At 59.2% G+C, this 16,954-nt stretch carries 19 protein-coding genes, 1 tRNA gene and 1 pseudogene; 4 read left to right on the forward strand and 17 right to left on the reverse strand.

All coding sequences use genetic code 11. The features are described from left to right. Nucleotides 1–228: 228 nt before the first annotated feature. Nucleotides 229–963, forward strand: a pseudogene (locus BM382_RS28605) (tyrosine-type recombinase/integrase); the annotation flags it as partial. Between the two features lie 82 nt (nt 964–1,045). On the opposite strand, the gene BM382_RS28610 reads toward BM382_RS28605, so the two are convergent. The 9 genes from BM382_RS28610 to thrS form a co-directional block, all read right to left on the reverse strand. Further along, nucleotides 1,046–1,122, reverse strand: a tRNA-Pro gene (locus tag BM382_RS28610). Nucleotides 1,123–1,210: 88 nt separating this feature from the next. Further along, entirely contained in the window at nt 1,211–1,567 is a 357-nt protein-coding gene (locus tag BM382_RS28615) for a MerR family transcriptional regulator (RefSeq protein ID WP_007920509.1), read from the reverse strand. After that, nucleotides 1,548–1,850, reverse strand: a complete 303-nt coding sequence (gene ihfA / locus BM382_RS28620) for an integration host factor subunit alpha (protein ID WP_002553164.1) — start codon at nt 1,848–1,850, stop codon at nt 1,548–1,550. Before ihfA ends, BM382_RS28615 begins: the two co-directional genes overlap by 20 nt. A gap of 3 nt (nt 1,851–1,853) precedes the next feature. After that, on the reverse strand, nt 1,854–4,232 hold the full coding sequence (pheT, locus tag BM382_RS28625; RefSeq protein ID WP_065363489.1) for a phenylalanine--tRNA ligase subunit beta: 2,379 nt from the start codon (nt 4,230–4,232) through the stop codon (nt 1,854–1,856). Between the two features lie 35 nt (nt 4,233–4,267). After that, nucleotides 4,268–5,284, reverse strand: coding sequence for a phenylalanine--tRNA ligase subunit alpha (pheS, locus tag BM382_RS28630; protein WP_011060419.1), 1,017 nt, complete (start codon nt 5,282–5,284; stop codon nt 4,268–4,270). A 110-nt stretch (nt 5,285–5,394) separates the two neighbouring features. Beyond that, complete coding sequence (gene rplT, locus BM382_RS28635) at nt 5,395–5,751, reverse strand: 50S ribosomal protein L20 (RefSeq protein ID WP_011060418.1); 357 nt, start codon at nt 5,749–5,751, stop codon at nt 5,395–5,397. Between the two features lie 30 nt (nt 5,752–5,781). Further along, nucleotides 5,782–5,976 carry a 50S ribosomal protein L35 gene (gene rpmI / locus BM382_RS28640; protein ID WP_002553160.1) on the reverse strand — a complete coding sequence of 65 codons (195 nt, stop codon included), beginning with the start codon at nt 5,974–5,976 and terminating at the stop codon, nt 5,782–5,784. A gap of 60 nt (nt 5,977–6,036) precedes the next feature. After that, nucleotides 6,037–6,588, reverse strand: a complete 552-nt coding sequence (gene infC / locus BM382_RS28645; protein ID WP_169893379.1) for a translation initiation factor IF-3 — start codon at nt 6,586–6,588, stop codon at nt 6,037–6,039. Then, nucleotides 6,588–8,510, reverse strand: coding sequence for a threonine--tRNA ligase (thrS, locus tag BM382_RS28650; protein WP_011060417.1), 1,923 nt, complete (start codon nt 8,508–8,510; stop codon nt 6,588–6,590). The genes infC and thrS overlap by 1 nt, the downstream gene beginning before the upstream one ends. A gap of 384 nt (nt 8,511–8,894) precedes the next feature. Here thrS and BM382_RS28655 point away from each other — a divergent pair, with 384 nt between their 5' ends. Together BM382_RS28655 and BM382_RS28660 are read left to right on the forward strand one after the other, a co-directional pair. Further along, nucleotides 8,895–9,194, forward strand: a complete 300-nt coding sequence (locus BM382_RS28655) for a hypothetical protein (protein ID WP_011060416.1) — start codon at nt 8,895–8,897, stop codon at nt 9,192–9,194. A 292-nt stretch (nt 9,195–9,486) separates the two neighbouring features. After that, nucleotides 9,487–9,699: a cold-shock protein gene (locus BM382_RS28660; protein ID WP_003179963.1), complete on the forward strand. Its 213-nt coding sequence runs from the start codon at nt 9,487–9,489 to the stop codon at nt 9,697–9,699. 71 nt (nt 9,700–9,770) lie between these two features. Here BM382_RS28660 and BM382_RS28665 read toward each other — a convergent pair whose 3' ends face one another. Beyond that, nucleotides 9,771–10,082 carry an I78 family peptidase inhibitor gene (locus BM382_RS28665; protein WP_072444820.1) on the reverse strand — a complete coding sequence of 104 codons (312 nt, stop codon included), beginning with the start codon at nt 10,080–10,082 and terminating at the stop codon, nt 9,771–9,773. Between the two features lie 161 nt (nt 10,083–10,243). Beyond that, entirely contained in the window at nt 10,244–10,549 is a 306-nt protein-coding gene (locus BM382_RS28670) for a hypothetical protein (protein WP_011060414.1), read from the reverse strand. A 165-nt stretch (nt 10,550–10,714) separates the two neighbouring features. Here BM382_RS28670 and BM382_RS28675 point away from each other — a divergent pair, with 165 nt between their 5' ends. Next, complete coding sequence (locus tag BM382_RS28675; protein ID WP_011060413.1) at nt 10,715–10,927, forward strand: hypothetical protein; 213 nt, start codon at nt 10,715–10,717, stop codon at nt 10,925–10,927. Nucleotides 10,928–10,960: 33 nt separating this feature from the next. On the opposite strand, the gene BM382_RS28680 is transcribed toward BM382_RS28675, so the two are convergent. The 6 genes from BM382_RS28680 to BM382_RS28705 are packed head-to-tail and all read right to left on the reverse strand — an operon-like array spanning nt 10,961 to nt 16,925. Then, nucleotides 10,961–11,989, reverse strand: coding sequence for a nucleoside hydrolase (locus BM382_RS28680; RefSeq protein ID WP_072444822.1), 1,029 nt, complete (start codon nt 11,987–11,989; stop codon nt 10,961–10,963). Between the two features lie 42 nt (nt 11,990–12,031). Continuing rightward, complete coding sequence (rbsD, locus tag BM382_RS28685; protein WP_019094930.1) at nt 12,032–12,436, reverse strand: D-ribose pyranase; 405 nt, start codon at nt 12,434–12,436, stop codon at nt 12,032–12,034. Next, nucleotides 12,433–13,350, reverse strand: coding sequence for a ribokinase (gene rbsK, locus BM382_RS28690; protein ID WP_015634921.1), 918 nt, complete (start codon nt 13,348–13,350; stop codon nt 12,433–12,435). Before rbsK ends, rbsD begins: the two co-directional genes overlap by 4 nt. A gap of 24 nt (nt 13,351–13,374) precedes the next feature. Then, nucleotides 13,375–14,397, reverse strand: coding sequence for a LacI family DNA-binding transcriptional regulator (locus BM382_RS28695; protein ID WP_011060409.1), 1,023 nt, complete (start codon nt 14,395–14,397; stop codon nt 13,375–13,377). Between the two features lie 3 nt (nt 14,398–14,400). Continuing rightward, nucleotides 14,401–15,375 carry an ABC transporter permease gene (locus BM382_RS28700; RefSeq protein ID WP_011060408.1) on the reverse strand — a complete coding sequence of 325 codons (975 nt, stop codon included), beginning with the start codon at nt 15,373–15,375 and terminating at the stop codon, nt 14,401–14,403. Then, on the reverse strand, nt 15,372–16,925 hold the full coding sequence (locus tag BM382_RS28705; RefSeq protein ID WP_072444824.1) for a sugar ABC transporter ATP-binding protein: 1,554 nt from the start codon (nt 16,923–16,925) through the stop codon (nt 15,372–15,374). The genes BM382_RS28700 and BM382_RS28705 overlap by 4 nt, the downstream gene beginning before the upstream one ends. Nucleotides 16,926–16,954 lie beyond the last annotated feature (29 nt).

A 16,954-nucleotide genomic window follows, 5' to 3' on the forward strand; every position in this document is an offset into this window, starting at 1 on the left:
GCCTGGGGCGCAATTGGTTCAATGACCGGTTCAGAAGAGTGACTGGTTCTGGGTGCATCTCCTGCACTACCCCTGTTGCAGGAGGTACACCACCATCAAGGGTCAGGAAGTAGACGTTTGACGAGTTGCCCTTCCGAGTCTCCTTGCGAAGCAAGCCAACCTCGCACAAGGCGGTGATATGGTTCATGACAGAGCGCCTGCTGATCTCACACTGGTCGGCGATGTGCCGAGGAACGCCGGCCGCTGCTGGACGTGGTGCCGATGATTTCACTGCTTGATGAACGAACGAACAGCCGAAAGCCCTACCCGCTTTCGTGGGAAGAGCAATCGATCCTGTTCGCCGAGCTTCCAGCTCACCTGCAGACCATGGCGATGTTCAAGGTCAACACGGGGTGCCGGGAGCAGGAGGTGTGCAAGCTTCAGTGGAATTGGGAAATTGCGGTGCCGGAACTGGGAACGAGCGTATTTCTGATACCCGCCGGCTTTGGTGGGCGAAGCGCCAGGTCTGGCGTAAAGAACCGAGACGAGCGTCTGGTCGTTTTGAATGACGTGGCCAAGTCGGTGATCGAGAGGCAGCGTGGAAAGCACCCGCTCTACGTTTTCCCATTTGGCAAGCCTGATGGCGAGGGAAATGAAACAACGGTGCATCGCATGAATGACTCGGTTTGGAAGAAAGCCAGGGTCAGGGCAGCGAAGAAGTGGCAGGAAAAGTTCCTGAGTCCGGCGCATGATGGCTTTGCCAGAATCCGCATTCACGACTTGAAGCACACTTTTGGGAGAAGGCTACGTGCCGCGGGCGTGACAGAGGAAGATCGGAAAGCATTGCTCGGCCACAAAAACGGAAGCATCACCAGTCACTACTCGGCAGCAGAACTGGATCAGCTCATTGAGGCGGCAAACAAGGTATCAGCAACAGACTCTCGCGCACCAGCGCTGACGATTCTGAAAAGGAGAGAGGCATGAAGAAAAAGGCCAGGGTCACTCGAAAAGTCACTATGGCAGAAACAACAAAGCCGCTCGAAAGCGGCTAAGTCATTGAAAAATATGGTCGGGACGGAGTGATTCGAACACTCGACCCCTAGCACCCCATGCTAGTGCGCTACCGGACTGCGCTACGCCCCGACTAGGCGTGAAACCTGTTTCACTTCTCAGGAAACGTTGAGGAATATACCGCAAGCTTTTGAAAAGTGGAAGTATTTAAAACAGAGAATTACTTTTTCAGCACCACAAGCACATCTTCCAGCTCAGAGATCATCTGACGGATCAGTTGCTTGTACTGGGTGGTATCGTCTTTGGCCTCATCGCCGGAAAGACGCAGACGCGCCCCGCCGATGGTGAACCCCTGGTCATAAAGCAACGCGCGGATCTGCCGGATCATCAGCACATCCTGGCGCTGATAATACCGGCGATTTCCGCGGCGCTTGACGGGGTTGAGTTGAGGAAACTCCTGCTCCCAATAACGCAGCACATGCGGTTTGACCGCACAGAGCTCACTGACCTCACCAATGGTGAAGTAGCGCTTGCCCGGAATGACCGGGAGCTCGTCGTTATGACTTGGTTCCAGCATAAGCCTCAACTCGGGCCTTCAACTTCTGCCCTGGACGAAAGGTGACCACACGGCGCGCCGTGATCGGGATTTCTTCACCCGTTTTCGGGTTGCGGCCAGGACGCTGGCGTTTATCCCGAAGGTCGAAGTTACCGAAACCAGACAATTTGACCTGTTCGTTATCTTCGAGAGCGTGCCTGATTTCTTCAAAGAATAGCTCGACCAATTCCTTGGCCTCGCGTTTATTCAGGCCTAGCTCTTCGTAGAGACGTTCGGCCATTTCAGCTTTCGTCAGAGCCCCCATACGTCACTTCCTTAACGTGGCGTTCAACCTTTGTTCGAGCGAGGTGAGGATATTTTGCGTCGTAGAGTTCACCTCATCGTCGTTAAGAGTGCGCGATGGATGCTGCCAGGTCAAGCCGACGGCAAGGCTTTTTCTATGAGGATCAATGCCTTTACCCTGATAGACGTCAAACAGCCTGAGGTCTGTCAGCCACTCACCTGCATTTTCACGGATTACGTCCAGAACGGCGCTGGCCGCCACGTCACGATCCGCCAGCAATGCCAGGTCGCGACGCACTTCCGGGAAGCGCGACAGCTCATGGAATTTCGGCAAACGCCCTTGAGCCACTTCACTCAGGACCAGTTCAAACACATAGACAGGGCGGTCCAGGCCGAGATTCTTCGCCAGCTCTGGGTGAATGGCCCCCAGGAAACCGACTTCACGACCATCACGCTCGATGCGAGCCGTCTGACCAGGATGAAGCGCTGGATGCTTGCCCGGCACAAAGGTGAATGCATCAAGAGCACCGGCAAAACCCAGTACCGCTTCGACATCCGCCTTGACGTCGAAGAAGTCCACGCCATCGCGACCTTGCGCCCAGCCTTCAGGCAAGCGGCTGCCACACACAACACCTGCCAGCATCGGCTGCTGCTTCAAACCTTCCAGCTGGCCAACAAAACGCAGGCCGCTTTCAAACATGCGGACACGATCCTGCTGACGGTTCAGGTTGTGCTGAAGCGCCTTGACCAGGCCCGGCCACAGAGAGGAACGCATGGCTGCCATGTCGGCCGAAATCGGATTGGCCAGCAACAGCGGTTCGACGCCTGGGTTGAACAGTTCGAACAGCTTCGGATCGATGAAGCTGTAGGTGATCGCTTCCTGATAGCCACGAGCAACCAGCAAACGACGCAGAGCAGGCAGGTCACCCTCGGCCTCGGCCTTGGCCTGAGGCGCCAGACGAGCCTGCGGATAGCGAACCGGAAGACGGTTGTAACCATAAAGACGTGCCAGCTCTTCGATCAGGTCAACCTCAAGACTGATATCGAAGCGATGGCTCGGCACCTCAATACGCCACTGCCCTGCCCCATCGGCAGTTACAGTCAGGCCCAGGGCGGTGAGCAAACGCTCTACCTCGAGGCCGTCGATTTCCATGCCCAGCATCTGAGTGATGCGTTCAGCGCGCAAGGTGACAGGCGCAACGGATGGCAGATGCTGCTCGCTGAGCGTTTCAATGATCGGCCCCGCGTCGCCGCCCGTGATTTCCAGCAGCAAGCCAGTAGCCCGCTCCATGGCTTCGCGAGCAAGCTGCCAGTCCACACCACGCTCATAGCGATGGGAAGCATCGGTATGCAGGCCATAGGAGCGTGCCTTGCCAGCAACCGCGATCTGGTCGAAGAAGGCACTTTCCAGGAATACGTCACGGGTATTGGCGGTGACGCCACTGTGCTCACCCCCCATCACGCCGGCAATCGCCAGGGCTCGGGTATGGTCGGCAATCACCAGGGTATCGCTGCGCAGGGTCACTTCCTGACCGTCGAGCAATACCAGCTTCTCGCCCTCTTCAGCCATTCGTACACGGATGCCGCCATTGATCTCGGCAAGATCGAAGGCATGCAGCGGCTGGCCCAGTTCGAGCATCACGTAGTTGGTGATGTCCACTGCAGCATCGATACTGCGTACATCGGCGCGACGCAGGCGCTCGACCATCCACAGCGGAGTAGGCTTGGACAGGTCGACATTGCGGACGACACGCCCCAGGTAACGTGGGCAGGCAGCCGGAGCCAGCACTTCCACTGGACGCACTTCGTCATGCGCCGCAGGAATCGCCGGTACTTCCGGACGCTGCACCTTGGCCGCGTACAAGGCACCCACTTCACGGGCCATGCCGGCCAGGGACAGGCAGTCCCCGCGGTTAGGGGTCAGGTCGACCTCGATGCTGGCATCGTCCAGGCTCAGGTAGGTGCGAACGTCCTCACCCACCGGCGCATCGACCGGCAACTCCATGAGGCCGTCATTGCCCTCACCGATTTGCAGCTCAGCCTGGGAGCACAGCATGCCGTTGGATTCCACTCCACGCAGCTTGGCCTTCTTGATCTTGAAGTCGCCCGGCAACTGGGCACCGATCATGGCGAACGGGACCTTCAGGCCCGGGCGCACGTTCGGCGCGCCGCAGACAACCTGGAAGGTCTCCGAACCATTGCTGACCTGGCAAACGCGCAGCTTGTCGGCATCCGGGTGCTGCTCGGTGCTCAACACCTCGCCCACTACCACGCCACTGAAATCACCGGCGGCCGGCGTTACGCTGTCGACCTCAAGACCGGCCATCGATAGACGGGCTACCAGCTCGTCACGACTTACCTGCGGGCTAACCCAGCCGCGCAGCCATTGTTCACTGAATTTCATCCTGCTCTCCTAATAGATTCGTTACGGACGCGCGACTAGCGAAATTGCGCAAGGAACCGCAAGTCGTTGTCGAAGAACAGGCGCAAGTCATTGACACCGTAACGCAGCATGGCCAGACGCTCGGCGCCCATGCCGAAGGCAAAGCCCTGGAACTCTTCCGGATCGATCCCGGACATACGCAGCACGTTCGGATGAACCATGCCGCATCCCATGACTTCCAGCCAGCCAGTCTGCTTGCAGACCCGGCAGCCTTTACCGCTGCACATCACGCATTCCATATCGACTTCGGCGGAAGGCTCGGTGAACGGGAAGTACGAAGGACGGAAACGCACCGCCAGTTCCTTCTCGAAGAACACCCGCAGGAACTCTTCGATCGTGCCCTTCAGGTCGGCGAAATTGATGTCACGATCGACCAGCAGGCCTTCGACCTGGTGAAACATCGGCGAGTGAGTGATATCGGAGTCGCTACGGTACACACGGCCTGGGCAGACAATGCGAATCGGCGGCTGCTGCGACTCCATGGTGCGGACCTGTACCGGTGAGGTATGGGTGCGCAACAACATGTTCGCGTTGAAATAGAAGGTGTCATGCATCGACCGGGCCGGGTGGTGGCCTGGGATGTTGAGCGCTTCAAAGTTGTGATAGTCGTCTTCAACCTCAGGGCCTTCGGCGATGCCGTAGCCAATATGAGTGAAGAACTGTTCGATACGCTCCAGGGTCCGCGTAATCGGGTGCAGACCGCCCGAGGTCTGGCCACGGCCCGGCAGAGTGACGTCAATGCACTCGGCGGCGAGCTTGGCGCTGAGTTCCGCCTCCTCGAAAGCCGCTTTGCGAGCATTGAGAACCTCTGTTACACGCTCCTTGGCAACGTTGATCAGCGCACCGACTTGCGGACGCTCTTCGGCAGGCAGGTTGCCCAGGGTCTTCATCACCTGAGTCAGCTCGCCCTTCTTGCCAAGGAAGTGAACCCGGATCTGTTCCAGGGCATTGATGTCTTCAGCGTGTTGCACGGCCTCAAGTGCTTGAGAAACCAGCGCATCCAGGTTTTCCATGTACAGACTCCAGATACAAAATAGGGGAAGAGCTTGAAGGCTCTTCCCCTATTTATGACGTTTAACATCTGGGCTCACGAAAGGTGAGCCCGGATGACTGTCGGGGGTACTTAAGCCAAGGTGGCTTTAGCTTTCTCGACAATCGCAGCAAACGCCGCTTTTTCGTTCACTGCCAGATCAGCCAGAACCTTACGGTCGATCTCGATGGACGCCTTTTTCAGGCCAGCGATCAGACGGCTGTACGACAGGCCGTTATTACGAGCACCAGCGTTGATACGAGCAATCCACAGAGCGCGGAACTGACGTTTTTTCTGACGACGGTCACGGTAGGCGTATTGGCCTGCCTTGATTACCGCTTGCTTGGCAACACGGAATACGCGCGAGCGAGCGCCGTAGTAGCCTTTAGCAAGTTTCAGAATTTTTTTGTGACGTTTACGGGCAATGACGCCACGCTTTACACGAGCCATGAGTTACTTCCTCTATTCTTGATCCAAAAATTAACGAAGGCGCAGCATGCGCTCGACTTTTGCCACGTCAGACGGATGCAGCAAGCTGCTACCGCGCAGTTGACGCTTACGCTTGGTCGACATTTTGGTCAGGATGTGGCTCTTGAAAGCGTGCTTGTGCTTGATACCGTTAGCAGTTTTCAGAAACCGCTTAGCAGCACCACTTTTGGTTTTCATCTTTGGCATGTTCGGATACTCCGCATTCAGTTGATAAACATAATCAGAAGGCCTGCCGTGCCCTGTTGATTACTTCTTCTTTTTCGGGGCGATGACCATGATCAGCTGGCGTCCTTCCATCTTAGGATGCTGTTCGACCGAACCGTACTCTTGCAGGTCAGCTTCAACCCGCTTGAGGAGTTCCATCCCCAGCTCCTGGTGGGCCATCTCACGGCCGCGGAATCGCAAGGATACCTTGGCCCTGTCCCCGTCACTCAGGAAACGTACCAGGTTGCGCAGTTTTACCTGGTAATCCCCTTCCTCCGTCCCTGGACGAAACTTGATTTCTTTAACCTGAATCTGCTTCTGGTTCTTCTTCGCAGCAGCAATCTGCTTCTTCTTTTCGAAGATCGACTTGCCGTAATCCATCACCCGGCAAACAGGTGGGACTGCGTCGGCGGAAATTTCCACCAGATCCAGCTTGGCTTCTTCAGCTATACGAAGCGCTTCATCAATCGAGACGATGCCAATCTGCTCGCCGTCAGCGCCAATTAACCGAACCTCGCGTGCCGAGATATTCTCGTTGATCGGGGCTTTCGGTGCAGCTCGTTTATCTTGTCTCATATCACGCTTAATAATAATTACTCCGAATCTTGGCGACCACGCCGGGAAACCGCTTGTGCGAGGAACGCCGAGAATTGGGCGACAGGCATCGAGCCCAGGTCTTCACCTTCACGGGTACGCACAGCGACAGTCTGCATCTCGACCTCCCGATCTCCAATAACCAAGAGATAGGGAACCTTGAGCAAAGTATGCTCGCGGATTTTAAAGCCGATCTTTTCATTTCTCAAGTCGGACTTGGCACGAAATCCGCTTTGATTGAGTGTTTTTTCCACTTCGAGGGCAAAATCTGCCTGTTTATCAGTGATATTCATCACCACGGCCTGAGTCGGAGCCAGCCACGCAGGGAATGCACCCTCGTAATGCTCGATCAGAATCCCGACAAAACGCTCGAAGGAACCGAGGATCGCCCGGTGCAACATCACCGGATGCTTACGGCTGTTGTCTTCGGAAACGTACTCGGCGCCCAGACGGATCGGCAGGTTGAAGTCCAACTGCAAGGTACCGCACTGCCAGACACGACCCAGACAGTCCTTCAGCGAGAACTCGATCTTCGGACCGTAGAATGCGCCCTCGCCCGGCTGCAGGTCGTATGGCAGGCCGGCGCTATCCAGAGCCGCTGCCAGTGCGCTTTCCGCACGGTCCCACAGATCATCGGAGCCCACGCGCTTTTCAGGGCGAGTGGACAGCTTCATCTCGATGTCCTTGAAGCCGAAGTCGGCATAGACATCCATGGTCAGCTTGATGAACGCCGCAGACTCGGCCTGCATCTGGTCTTCAGTACAGAAGATGTGAGCATCATCCTGAGTGAAGCCACGCACACGCATGATGCCGTGCAGAGCGCCCGAGGGTTCATTACGGTGGCAGGCACCGAACTCGGCCAGGCGCATCGGCAGCTCGCGGTAGCTCTTCAGGCCCTGATTGAACACCTGCACGTGGCAAGGGCAGTTCATCGGCTTGATTGCGTAGTCGCGGCTTTCCGACTCGGTGGTGAACATATTCTCGGCGTAGTTGGCCCAGTGCCCGGATTTTTCCCAGAGACTGCGGTCAACCACCTGCGGAGTCTTGATCTCCAGGTAACCGTTGTCACGCTGCACCTTGCGCATGTACTGCTCGAGCACCTGGTACAGGGTCCAGCCATTAGGGTGCCAGAACACCATGCCCGGCGCTTCTTCCTGGGTATGGAACAGGCCCAGGCGCTTGCCGATCTTGCGATGATCGCGCTTCTCGGCCTCTTCGATACGCTGGATGTAGGCAGCGAGCTGCTTCTTGTCCGCCCAGGCAGTACCGTAGATCCGCTGCAACTGCTCGTTCTTGGCATCACCGCGCCAGTAGGCACCGGACAACTTGGTCAGCTTGAAGGACTTCAGGAAACGCGTGTTCGGCACGTGCGGACCGCGGCACATGTCGACATATTCTTCGTGGTAGTACAGGCCCATCGCCTGCTCGTTCGGCATGTCTTCGACCAAACGCAGCTTGTAGTCCTCGCCACGGGCCTTGAACACCTCGATCACTTCGGCGCGCGGCGTGACCTTCTTGATCACGTCGTAGTCCTTCTCGATCAGCTGCTGCATGCGCTGCTCGATGGCGGCCATATCCTCAGGCGTGAAAGGACGCTCATAGGCGATGTCGTAATAGAAGCCTTCATCGATGACCGGACCGATGACCATTTTCGCGGTCGGATACAACTGCTTGACCGCATGCCCCACCAAGTGAGCGCAAGAGTGGCGAATGATCTCCAGCCCCTCTTCGTCCTTTGGCGTGATGATTTGCAGGGTTGCATCGCCGTCGATCACGTCGCAGGCGTCGACCAGCTTGCCGTTGACCTTGCCAGCCAATGTGGCCTTGGCCAGGCCCGCGCCAATGGAAGCGGCGACCTCGGCTACGGATACTGCGTGATCGAATGAACGTTGACTGCCGTCGGGAAGAGTAATAGTGGGCATGGCGCCTCCTCTCCTAGTGGTGACCCCTACCAAAGGTCACGTGGGTTGGGATGAGCCAGTACGCGATTCAGTCCGGCCGTTCTGCTACGAACGCCTGCCTCACAGTGGCAAGAGCCTTGCGGCCAACCGAAAAACCGAACCAGAGTGACTGGGGTTCACATCAAGATTAATGAGGCATAGACGGCAAGGGCTAGAAAAGGCCCAAAGCTTGAAAACACCGAAGCCGGGCATGCTAGCACAGATACATCGCAATCGCCGTGCAGCAAATTATCGCGAGCCTGGTTTACAGTCTTTTATTGTTGAAAGTGAACTTGAGATGTACGTCGAGCCTCAAATAACCGGAGAATCGTCGTCCTTGCTACCGACTTCAGGAGAACCCGACTCATGCGCCTTATCAAACTGCTCGCCCTTGCCGCACCGCTCACCCTGCTACTGCCTTTGAGTGCACAGGCGGCATGGCCTGCCGGAGCACGCGCCGACTACATGAAGGACTGCACCGCGGCGGCCAGCCAGAACATCGACGCCAAGAGCGCCGAAAAGCACTGTGCCTGCGGCGCCGACAAGCTAAATGAAAAATTCACTACCGAGGAGATCAAGGAGCTGATGAGCAAAACCAAGCAACCCAGCGCAGATCTGCGAACCCGAGCATTAGACGCCATCGCTGCTTGCCGGGTGGTCAAATAAGCTGCTGATGCCCGGAACAGGCTGCGCCAGTGCTCGCCACAGAGCCTGAAACGCGGTCTTTTTCACAATTTACGCAGCTTTTACGGGTTTTTTTATTACCCTCTGTTTTACGCCAAAGCCCCTTAAACCGGGGCCTGCAGCCAACTCAGATGGCAAAATACACAGGTACATCGGGCAAAGAGCGCCTCTGGGGGGCTCCCAAGCCGAACATTTCGACTATGATAGCTCGGTGTGCCCAGTTGGCCTGAGCAGCACAGCACTACTGAAAATATATGTTTCTTGGAGATACACCATGTCTAATCGCCAAACCGGCACCGTAAAATGGTTCAACGATGAAAAAGGCTTCGGCTTCATCACTCCTCAAGGTGGCGGTGACGACCTGTTCGTACACTTCAAAGCTATTGAAAGCGACGGTTTCAAAAGCCTGAAAGAAGGCCAGACCGTTTCCTTCGTGGCTGAGAAAGGCCAAAAGGGTATGCAAGCTGCACAAGTTCGCCCTGAGTAATTTCTCAGCGAGCTAAAAAAACCCCGTCCATGTGACGGGGTTTTTTATGCGTGATCCAAAGGCCTCAGCCCTCAACCACAGTTGACCCGGGTCACCACCAGGCCGGCATCAGTGTTCAGGTTCAGGCGATCCGAGCGGTACTCCAGGGTGATCATGTCGTTGGGCTTGAGGAACCGTGCGTACTGCGCGCCTGCGCGTGTACGGGCCTGCTCGAGCAACTCGGGAGAAGCCTTCTTGCCGACGGCGAATTCGGCGGCTGATGCTTCACAACGAGTGTGCCCGGACTCAGTGGCCACAGGCTCCTTTGTCGCCCCGCCAGTGCTGCACCCACCAAGGACGACAGCGGCCAACAAGGTTCCGAATGAAGCGAGCTTCCAAGGCATGAAGCCTCCTTTTCAAAATTAAGCAGAGATCGTGCGACAGCCGATTTGGCTTTTGGTTTCAAAACAAATGGCCATTTGCCGTATCAGGTGAACAGCGGGCAAGTCTGCCTCAGCCAGTGCCACTCTTTCACGGGACAATCGTCACCGGATATGAACGACGCTCAATAGATGTCGATGTAGTCGAACGCCGGCTTGGGCCAGTTCTGTTTGAGCGCATTGAAGATCTGCATCACCCAGACCTCGTCGGCGGCAGCCACCTTGCCGACATACCCGGAGCCGGCCGCCCAGGTTTCCAGGCGAAACAGCAAACCTTCTATCTCGGCACCGCCCACTACCCCCGAAGAGATATAGGCAATTCCGGTTTTGCTCACGCGCAACTGGGTATGCACGTTGTCGCTGGCAGACGCCAGCAGCTGACGCACCGCCTCCAGGGTCAGGGCATCAGGCTGGTTCAAATCGATTTGCACGGAGGCTTCCTTGAGCACAGGAAAAGCCGCAGTGTCGCACAGCACTCGCCTGATGCCTAAGTCGGAGTGCCAAACGCCCGGCAACATGGTTAACTCTGCAACGCAGCAAATACCCGCCCAGAGCCCTGCCCTGGCACCCGCCTTATCCGAATTCGTGAGACTTTCATGGCCACCGTGAGTATCGACGCCGACATCAAAGCCAAATGGCCCCAGGGCCAATGCTCCTACAGCCCGGGGAGCCCGGAGGAGCTGGCGATCATTGGCATAGACCTGCTGGTCAAGGAACTGGGCACCCAGTCCGCCCGAGCCTTCATTGAACAAGTCTTCGAGAAATACCCGGCCGACCACCTGGGCGTACAGGACCCGGAACGGGAATAGAACCCCGCAGGCAGGTACCTGCGGGGGCAAAGTTTACTTGAGACGCGCCAGGCGCTCGGTGAGCAAGTCGAAGAAACCCTGGGCATCGCCGCTCTCAACCCAGAACACGTTCTTTTCCTGCTTCAGGCCGTCGTACCAATCGACGATGGTCTGGCCGAAAGTCGGCCCCTCGCGGCTGTCGATGACCATATTGGCTTGACGGCCGGTGAACAGCTCGGGCTTGAGCAGGTAGGCAATCACTGTAGCGTCATGCACCGGGCCGCCGGGAATACCGTAGTGCTCCATGTCGCCCTTGACGTACTCGTTGAGGATGTCCCCCACCACCTTGCTGGCGTTGTTGTTCAACGCCGCGATCTTCTGCAGCCGCGCATCGCTGGTCAGCACCTTGTGGGTCACGTCCAGCGGCAGATAGGTCAGTTTGACGCCGCTCTTGAGCACCACTTCGGCCGCCTGGGGGTCGGCGAACAGGTTGAACTCGGCCACCGGCGTGATGTTGCCACCGTTGAAGTGCGCACCGCCCATGACCACCACTTCCTTGATGCCCTGGGTGATGTCCGGTGCCTGGATCAGCGCCAGCGCCAGGTTGGTCTGCGGGCCGAGCATGGCGATAGTGATGCTGTGGGGCTTGGCCGCCCGCAGCGTATCGATCAGGTAGTTGATCGCATTGCCCTTGGCCAGAGGCGCCTTGGGCTCGTGCACCGTCACCCCGGAAATGCCTTCCTTGCCATGGATATTCTCGGCATAGATGGGGGTACGCAGCAGCGGCTTGGGCGCTCCGGCGTATACCGGCACCTCCTCGCGCCCCGCCCACTCACGGGCCAGACGCGCATTGCGCGAGGTCTTGTCCAACCGCACGTTGCCCGCCACCGTGGTCAGGGCGCGGATCTGCAGCTCCTCGGGGGAAGCCAGGGCGAACAGCAGGGCTACCACATCGTCGGCCCCCGGATCGGTGTCGATGATCAGATCGATTTTTTCCGCCGCCTGAGCGCCGGTAGCAGTGAGCAGAGACAAAAGCAGCAGACTCCGGAACCAGTGGTGAAACAACTGAGCATAGCGGCGCATGGCGCACTCCTTGTGCAAGATGGAAAAAGGCCCGACAGCGGCCTAGAAGGTCACCCCGGCAATCAGGGCGATATTGCAATACGGCTGGCACTCCCCGGTGCGGATCACCGCTCGGGCCTGGCGGCTGAGCACCTTGAAATCCTCGTGGCTCATGAGCTGCCGCTGCCCCAGCTCACCACCGGCGGTCATGCCTTCAAGCGCCGCCAGCGGCGTAGGCTGCTTGAGCAGAATTTCTTCGGCCAGCACATGACGCTCCACCTGCATCTCGCTGAGCAACACCTTCAAGGTAGTGAGAAAGTCGGGAACGCCGTGGGTCAGCGCCAGGTCGATCAACTCCACGCCCGGGGGCACCGGCAGGCCGGCATCGCCGATCACCACGATATCGCCGTGGCCCAGGGACGCGATCAAGCGTGACAGGGCAATGTTGAGCAAAGGTGTCTTTTTCATGAAGGGATAAACGCCTGAACGTCGGACAGCGTGGGAATGGAAGGTTGCGCACCGGCGCGCGTCACCGACAGCGCCGCAGCCACCTGGCCAAAGCGGATGGCCTCGGCTTCGCTCTTGCCGGCAGCCAGGGCCGCGGCAAATCCGCCGACAAAGGTGTCCCCGGCCGCCGTAGTATCGATTGCCTTGACCCTGGGCGCCGGGAAATGCTCGAAACGCTGGCCATCGGCAAACAGCGAGCCTTGCGCACCGAGAGTGATGATCACCTTGCCAGCACCCGCAGCGATCAAGCGACTGGCAGCCACTTCAGCGCTCTCCAGGGAGTCCACCGCTACCCCGCTCAAGGCCGAAGCCTCGCTCTCGTTGGGAATCAGGTAGTCGATCGCGCCATACCACTGCGCCGGCAGCGGGCCACTGGCCGGCGCCGGATTGAGGATCACCGTCTTGCCCAGTTCACGCCCGCGCTTGAGGGTGTAGCCCACAGTCGCCAGCGGCACTTCAAGCTGGCAGATGATGACTTGCCCATCCTGCAGCACCCCATCGAACCCGGCGACCTTCTCGGGAGTGAGCTGGCCATTGCCGCCGGCGACTATGACAATCGCATTCTGGCTACTGTCGTCCACCACGATCAGCGCCACCCCACTGGAGCCTTCGACCACACTCACCGCCTGGCAATCGATCTGCTCGGCCAGCAAGGCACCTCGCAGTTGCTCGCCATAGGCATCGTCGCCGACACAGCCGACCATCGACACCTGCGCTCCCAGCCTGGCCGCAGCCACTGCCTGATTGGCGCCCTTGCCACCGGATACCGTGGCGAAGGATTTGCCAATCAGCGTCTCGCCCCCTCGGGGCAGGCGCTCGGCCCGAGTCACCAGGTCCATGTTGAGGCTACCCACTACCACTACTTTTGCTGACATACATCGGTACTCAATCAGTTGGGTTCAGCGGTATTCGGCGAAAGCGCCACCGAGCGGCGCCGTCGACTCCCGCAAGACGATATTCGGCGTAACGATGCGCTGGTCGACCGGCAGCTCCCGGCAGGCGATCCGCCGCAGCAGCAACTCTGCCGCGGTTTCCCCCAGTTGCAGGATCGACTGGCCGACCGTGGTCAGCGCCGGGTAGACGTACCGGCTCATGAGGATGTCGTCGAAGCCGATCACCGAAAGCTCGCTGGGCACGCGGATATTGCGCTCCGCTGCCGCGCGCAGCACCCCGATGCCCATCATGTCGTTGCCAGCGAAAATCGCGCTCGGCGGCTGTCCGCCATCGAGCAACTGCGCGGCTGCGCGATAACCACCAGTGCTACTGAAATCACTTTCCAGGATGCGCTCGGCAGGCGCCTCGACACCGGCCTCACGCAGCGCCTGCTGGAATCCCGCCAGGCGCATCTGCGCCACACTGGTATTGCCCGGGCCGCCGATGCAGGCAATGTCCCGATGCCCCAGCTCCAGCAGGTGTCGGGTGGCCAGGTAGGCACCGTGCTGGTGGTCGATACGCACCAGGTCGGCGTTCACCCCTTCCAGCCCACGGTCGACAATCACCATCGGCGTGCGCACGCCGGCCAGCCCCTGGGCCAGGCCGCTGTCGCCACCGGCCGAGGTGACAATCAACCCGTCGATACGTTTTTCCAGTAATACTCGCAGGTAGTTGCGCTGCTTCTGCGGGTTGTCGTCGGAGTTGCAGAGGATCACGCAGTAGCCGTTGCGTTCGCAATAATCCTCGATCCCCCGAGCCAATTCGGCGAAGTACGGGTTGAGGCTGTTGGGTACCAGCAAGCCGATGGTAGCCGTGGTCTTGGCCTTCAGCGAACGCGCCACCGCGCTGGGCACATAGTCCAGGCGCGCGATAGCGGCCTCGACCTTGACCCGAACTTCCTCACTGACTGGCCGCGTCTTGTTCAGCACATGGGACACCGTGGTGTAGGAAATCCCCGCCAGCGCCGCCACATCCTTGATTGTTGCCATGAATCAAACCCGCCGATTGGCGCGCTGGCTGCGATAAGTGTCCAGCACCACGGCAATCACGATGACCGCACCAGTGATGATGCGCTTGGTCGGTTCGGATGCGCCGATTTGCGCCAGGCCCGCAGCCAGCACGGAAATAATCAAGACGCCAAAGAAGGTACTGATCACCGAACCGCGCCCGCCCATCAGGCTGGTGCCGCCGATCACCACCGCAGCGATGACTTGCAACTCCAGACCGGAGCCCGCGTTCGGGTCTGCCGCTTCCAGGCGAGAAATCTGAAACAGTGCAGCGATACCTGCCAGCAACCCCATCAGGCTGAAGACCAGGATCTTGTAGGGTTTGGGGTTGATCCCCGCCAGACGCACTGCCTCTTCGTTGGTACCGATGCCGATCAGGTAGCGACCGAACACGGTGCGAGTCAGCACCGCCTGGGCCAGGAAAATAATCAGCAGGGCAATGATAAACGACGGCGAAATGCCGAAGGCAATCGGATTCGACAACCAGGCGAAGGCGTCACCGATGTAGGCGGTGCGTGAGCCCGTCATCTGGTAGGCCACGCCGCGGGCCATTTCCAGTACACCCAGAGACACGATGAACGAAGGAATGCGCCAGGCCACGGTGATGGAACCGGTCACCGTTCCCGCCAGCGCCGCGCAAGCCATGCCCAGCAACGCCGCGGGCACCACGCTCCAGCCCCAGCCGAGAATCGCCACGCTGACGGTCGACGCCGCCAGGGCCAGTACCGAGCCCACGGACAGGTCGATGCCACCGATGATCAGGACGAAGGTCATGCCCACCGCCAGCACCATCAGGTCGGGAATCTGGTTGGCCAGGGTACTGAAGGTGTCATAGGACAGAAAATGACTGCTGAGTAGGGAGAACAGCACGATCATCCCCAGCAGCGCCCCCGCCAACCCCAGGTAAGTGCCGAGGCCGTAGTAGTGGCCGCCTCGCTTGCCGCTTGCTGCAGTTTTCATGATGCATTCCTAGGCGCCGCTTCATCGATCAGCGCATCTCGTTTTTGATAGCCGGCAAATGCCGCGGCAAGCAGTTCATCCTGGGTCCAGCTGTCGCGCTCGAAGGTATCGATCAGCCGCCCGGCCGAGAGCACGCCGATGCGATCGCAGATCAGCATCAGCTCGCGCAGGTCGCTGGACACCACCACAAGGGCCTTGCCCTGCCGGGTCAACTTCCCCAACAGGCCGTAGATATCGAACTTGGCGCCGACATCGATGCCACGGGTCGGCTCATCGAACAGCAGCACCGAACAGTCGCGCTCCAGCCAGCGGCCGATCACCACCTTCTGCTGGTTGCCACCGGACAGCTCGCTGACCAGTTGCGCCGGGCTGGAGCTGCGGATACGCATGGCGTCGATCTGGCGCCGCGCCAGATGCTCCTCGTCCTGGCCATTGACCAGGCCGCTGCTGGAAATCGCCGGCATGTTGCCCAGGGCGATATTGGCGCTGATGGACTGGGTCAACAGCAGCCCCTCACCCTTGCGGTCCTCGGTAATCAGGGCGATGCCGTTGGCCACCGCATCCACTGGCGAGCGGATGCTCACCGGGCGCGCCGGGGTGCCCAGGGCGATGGTGCCGCTGTCGGCGACATCGGCACCGAAGATCAGGCGCAGCAGCTCGGTGCGCCCTGCCCCGATCAACCCGGAAATCCCGAAGATCTCGCCACTGCGGACCTCGAAGGACACATCGCGGACTTTGTCCGAGCGGCTGAGGTTGCTCACCGTCAAGGCCGGCGCGCCGATCCGGCGCTCGCCCAGGTCGATGTGCTCGCCCAGCTCGCGACCCACCATCAGGTTCACCAGTTGCTCGCTGTTGTAGTTGGCCATCGGCTCGACACAGACCAGGCAGCCGTCACGCAATACCGCGATGCGCTGGGCAACCCGGGCCAGCTCTTCCAGGCGATGGGAGATATAGATGATCGACACGCCGCGGGCCTGCAGGCGGGTGATCTGCTCGAAGAGCATTTCTACCTCGCGGGACGTGAGCATGGCGGTGGGCTCATCGAGAATCAGCACATGGCAGTCGCCGATCAGGTTACGGGCGATCTCCACCATCTGCTGGTGGCCGATGCCCAGCTCGCCCACCAGGGTGTCGGGGTCGATGGCATCCAGACCGACCTGGGCCATGGCCTCGATCGCCGCCTTGCGCAATTGCCGGCGGCTGATCCAGCCACCACTGCTGGGCAGGTTGTCGAGGAACAGGTTCTCGGCCACCGACAGGGTCGGCAGCAGGTTGAGCTCCTGCATCACCATGCGAATGCCCAGATCCTCGGCGTGGGCGCGACTGCCCGGACGATAATCCTGGCCATTGAACTGCATGTGCCCTGTGGTGGGGCTGACCAGGCCACCGATGATCTTCGACAGGGTGCTCTTGCCGGCACCGTTCTCGCCGGTGAGCGCCAGCACTTCACCGCGCAACAGCGTCAGGTCGATGCCGGTCAACACCGGTTGCGCATAAGTCTTGCCGATACCGCTGACCGATAGGACAGCGTTGGCAGCAGAAACTGACATAGGAAACTCTCCATGCGCCCGCCCAACCG

Origin of the sequence: Pseudomonas sp. NFPP25, assembly GCF_900116505.1 — a bacterium.
Taxonomy (GTDB): Bacteria; Pseudomonadota; Gammaproteobacteria; order Pseudomonadales; family Pseudomonadaceae; genus Aquipseudomonas; species Aquipseudomonas protegens.

Bases quoted from the DNA above. Each gene is read 5' to 3' on its own strand.
- BM382_RS28615 (WP_007920509.1), bottom strand. From the start codon at position 1,567: ATGCTGGAACCAAGTCATAACGACGAGCTCCCGGTCATTCCGGGCAAG.
- ihfA (WP_002553164.1), bottom strand. From the start codon at position 1,850: ATGGGGGCTCTGACGAAAGCTGAAATGGCCGAACGTCTCTACGAAGAG.
- pheT (WP_065363489.1), bottom strand. From the start codon at position 4,232: ATGAAATTCAGTGAACAATGGCTGCGCGGCTGGGTTAGCCCGCAGGTA.
- pheS (WP_011060419.1), bottom strand. From the start codon at position 5,284: ATGGAAAACCTGGATGCGCTGGTTTCTCAAGCACTTGAGGCCGTGCAA.
- rplT (WP_011060418.1), bottom strand. From the start codon at position 5,751: ATGGCTCGTGTAAAGCGTGGCGTCATTGCCCGTAAACGTCACAAAAAA.
- rpmI (WP_002553160.1), bottom strand. From the start codon at position 5,976: ATGCCAAAGATGAAAACCAAAAGTGGTGCTGCTAAGCGGTTTCTGAAA.
- thrS (WP_011060417.1), bottom strand. From the start codon at position 8,510: ATGCCCACTATTACTCTTCCCGACGGCAGTCAACGTTCATTCGATCAC.
- BM382_RS28655 (WP_011060416.1), top strand. From the start codon at position 8,895: ATGCGCCTTATCAAACTGCTCGCCCTTGCCGCACCGCTCACCCTGCTA.
- BM382_RS28660 (WP_003179963.1), top strand. From the start codon at position 9,487: ATGTCTAATCGCCAAACCGGCACCGTAAAATGGTTCAACGATGAAAAA.
- BM382_RS28665 (WP_072444820.1), bottom strand. From the start codon at position 10,082: ATGCCTTGGAAGCTCGCTTCATTCGGAACCTTGTTGGCCGCTGTCGTC.
- BM382_RS28675 (WP_011060413.1), top strand. From the start codon at position 10,715: ATGGCCACCGTGAGTATCGACGCCGACATCAAAGCCAAATGGCCCCAG.
- BM382_RS28680 (WP_072444822.1), bottom strand. From the start codon at position 11,989: ATGCGCCGCTATGCTCAGTTGTTTCACCACTGGTTCCGGAGTCTGCTG.
- rbsD (WP_019094930.1), bottom strand. From the start codon at position 12,436: ATGAAAAAGACACCTTTGCTCAACATTGCCCTGTCACGCTTGATCGCG.
- rbsK (WP_015634921.1), bottom strand. From the start codon at position 13,350: ATGTCAGCAAAAGTAGTGGTAGTGGGTAGCCTCAACATGGACCTGGTG.
- BM382_RS28695 (WP_011060409.1), bottom strand. From the start codon at position 14,397: ATGGCAACAATCAAGGATGTGGCGGCGCTGGCGGGGATTTCCTACACC.
- BM382_RS28700 (WP_011060408.1), bottom strand. From the start codon at position 15,375: ATGAAAACTGCAGCAAGCGGCAAGCGAGGCGGCCACTACTACGGCCTC.
- BM382_RS28705 (WP_072444824.1), bottom strand. From the start codon at position 16,925: ATGTCAGTTTCTGCTGCCAACGCTGTCCTATCGGTCAGCGGTATCGGC.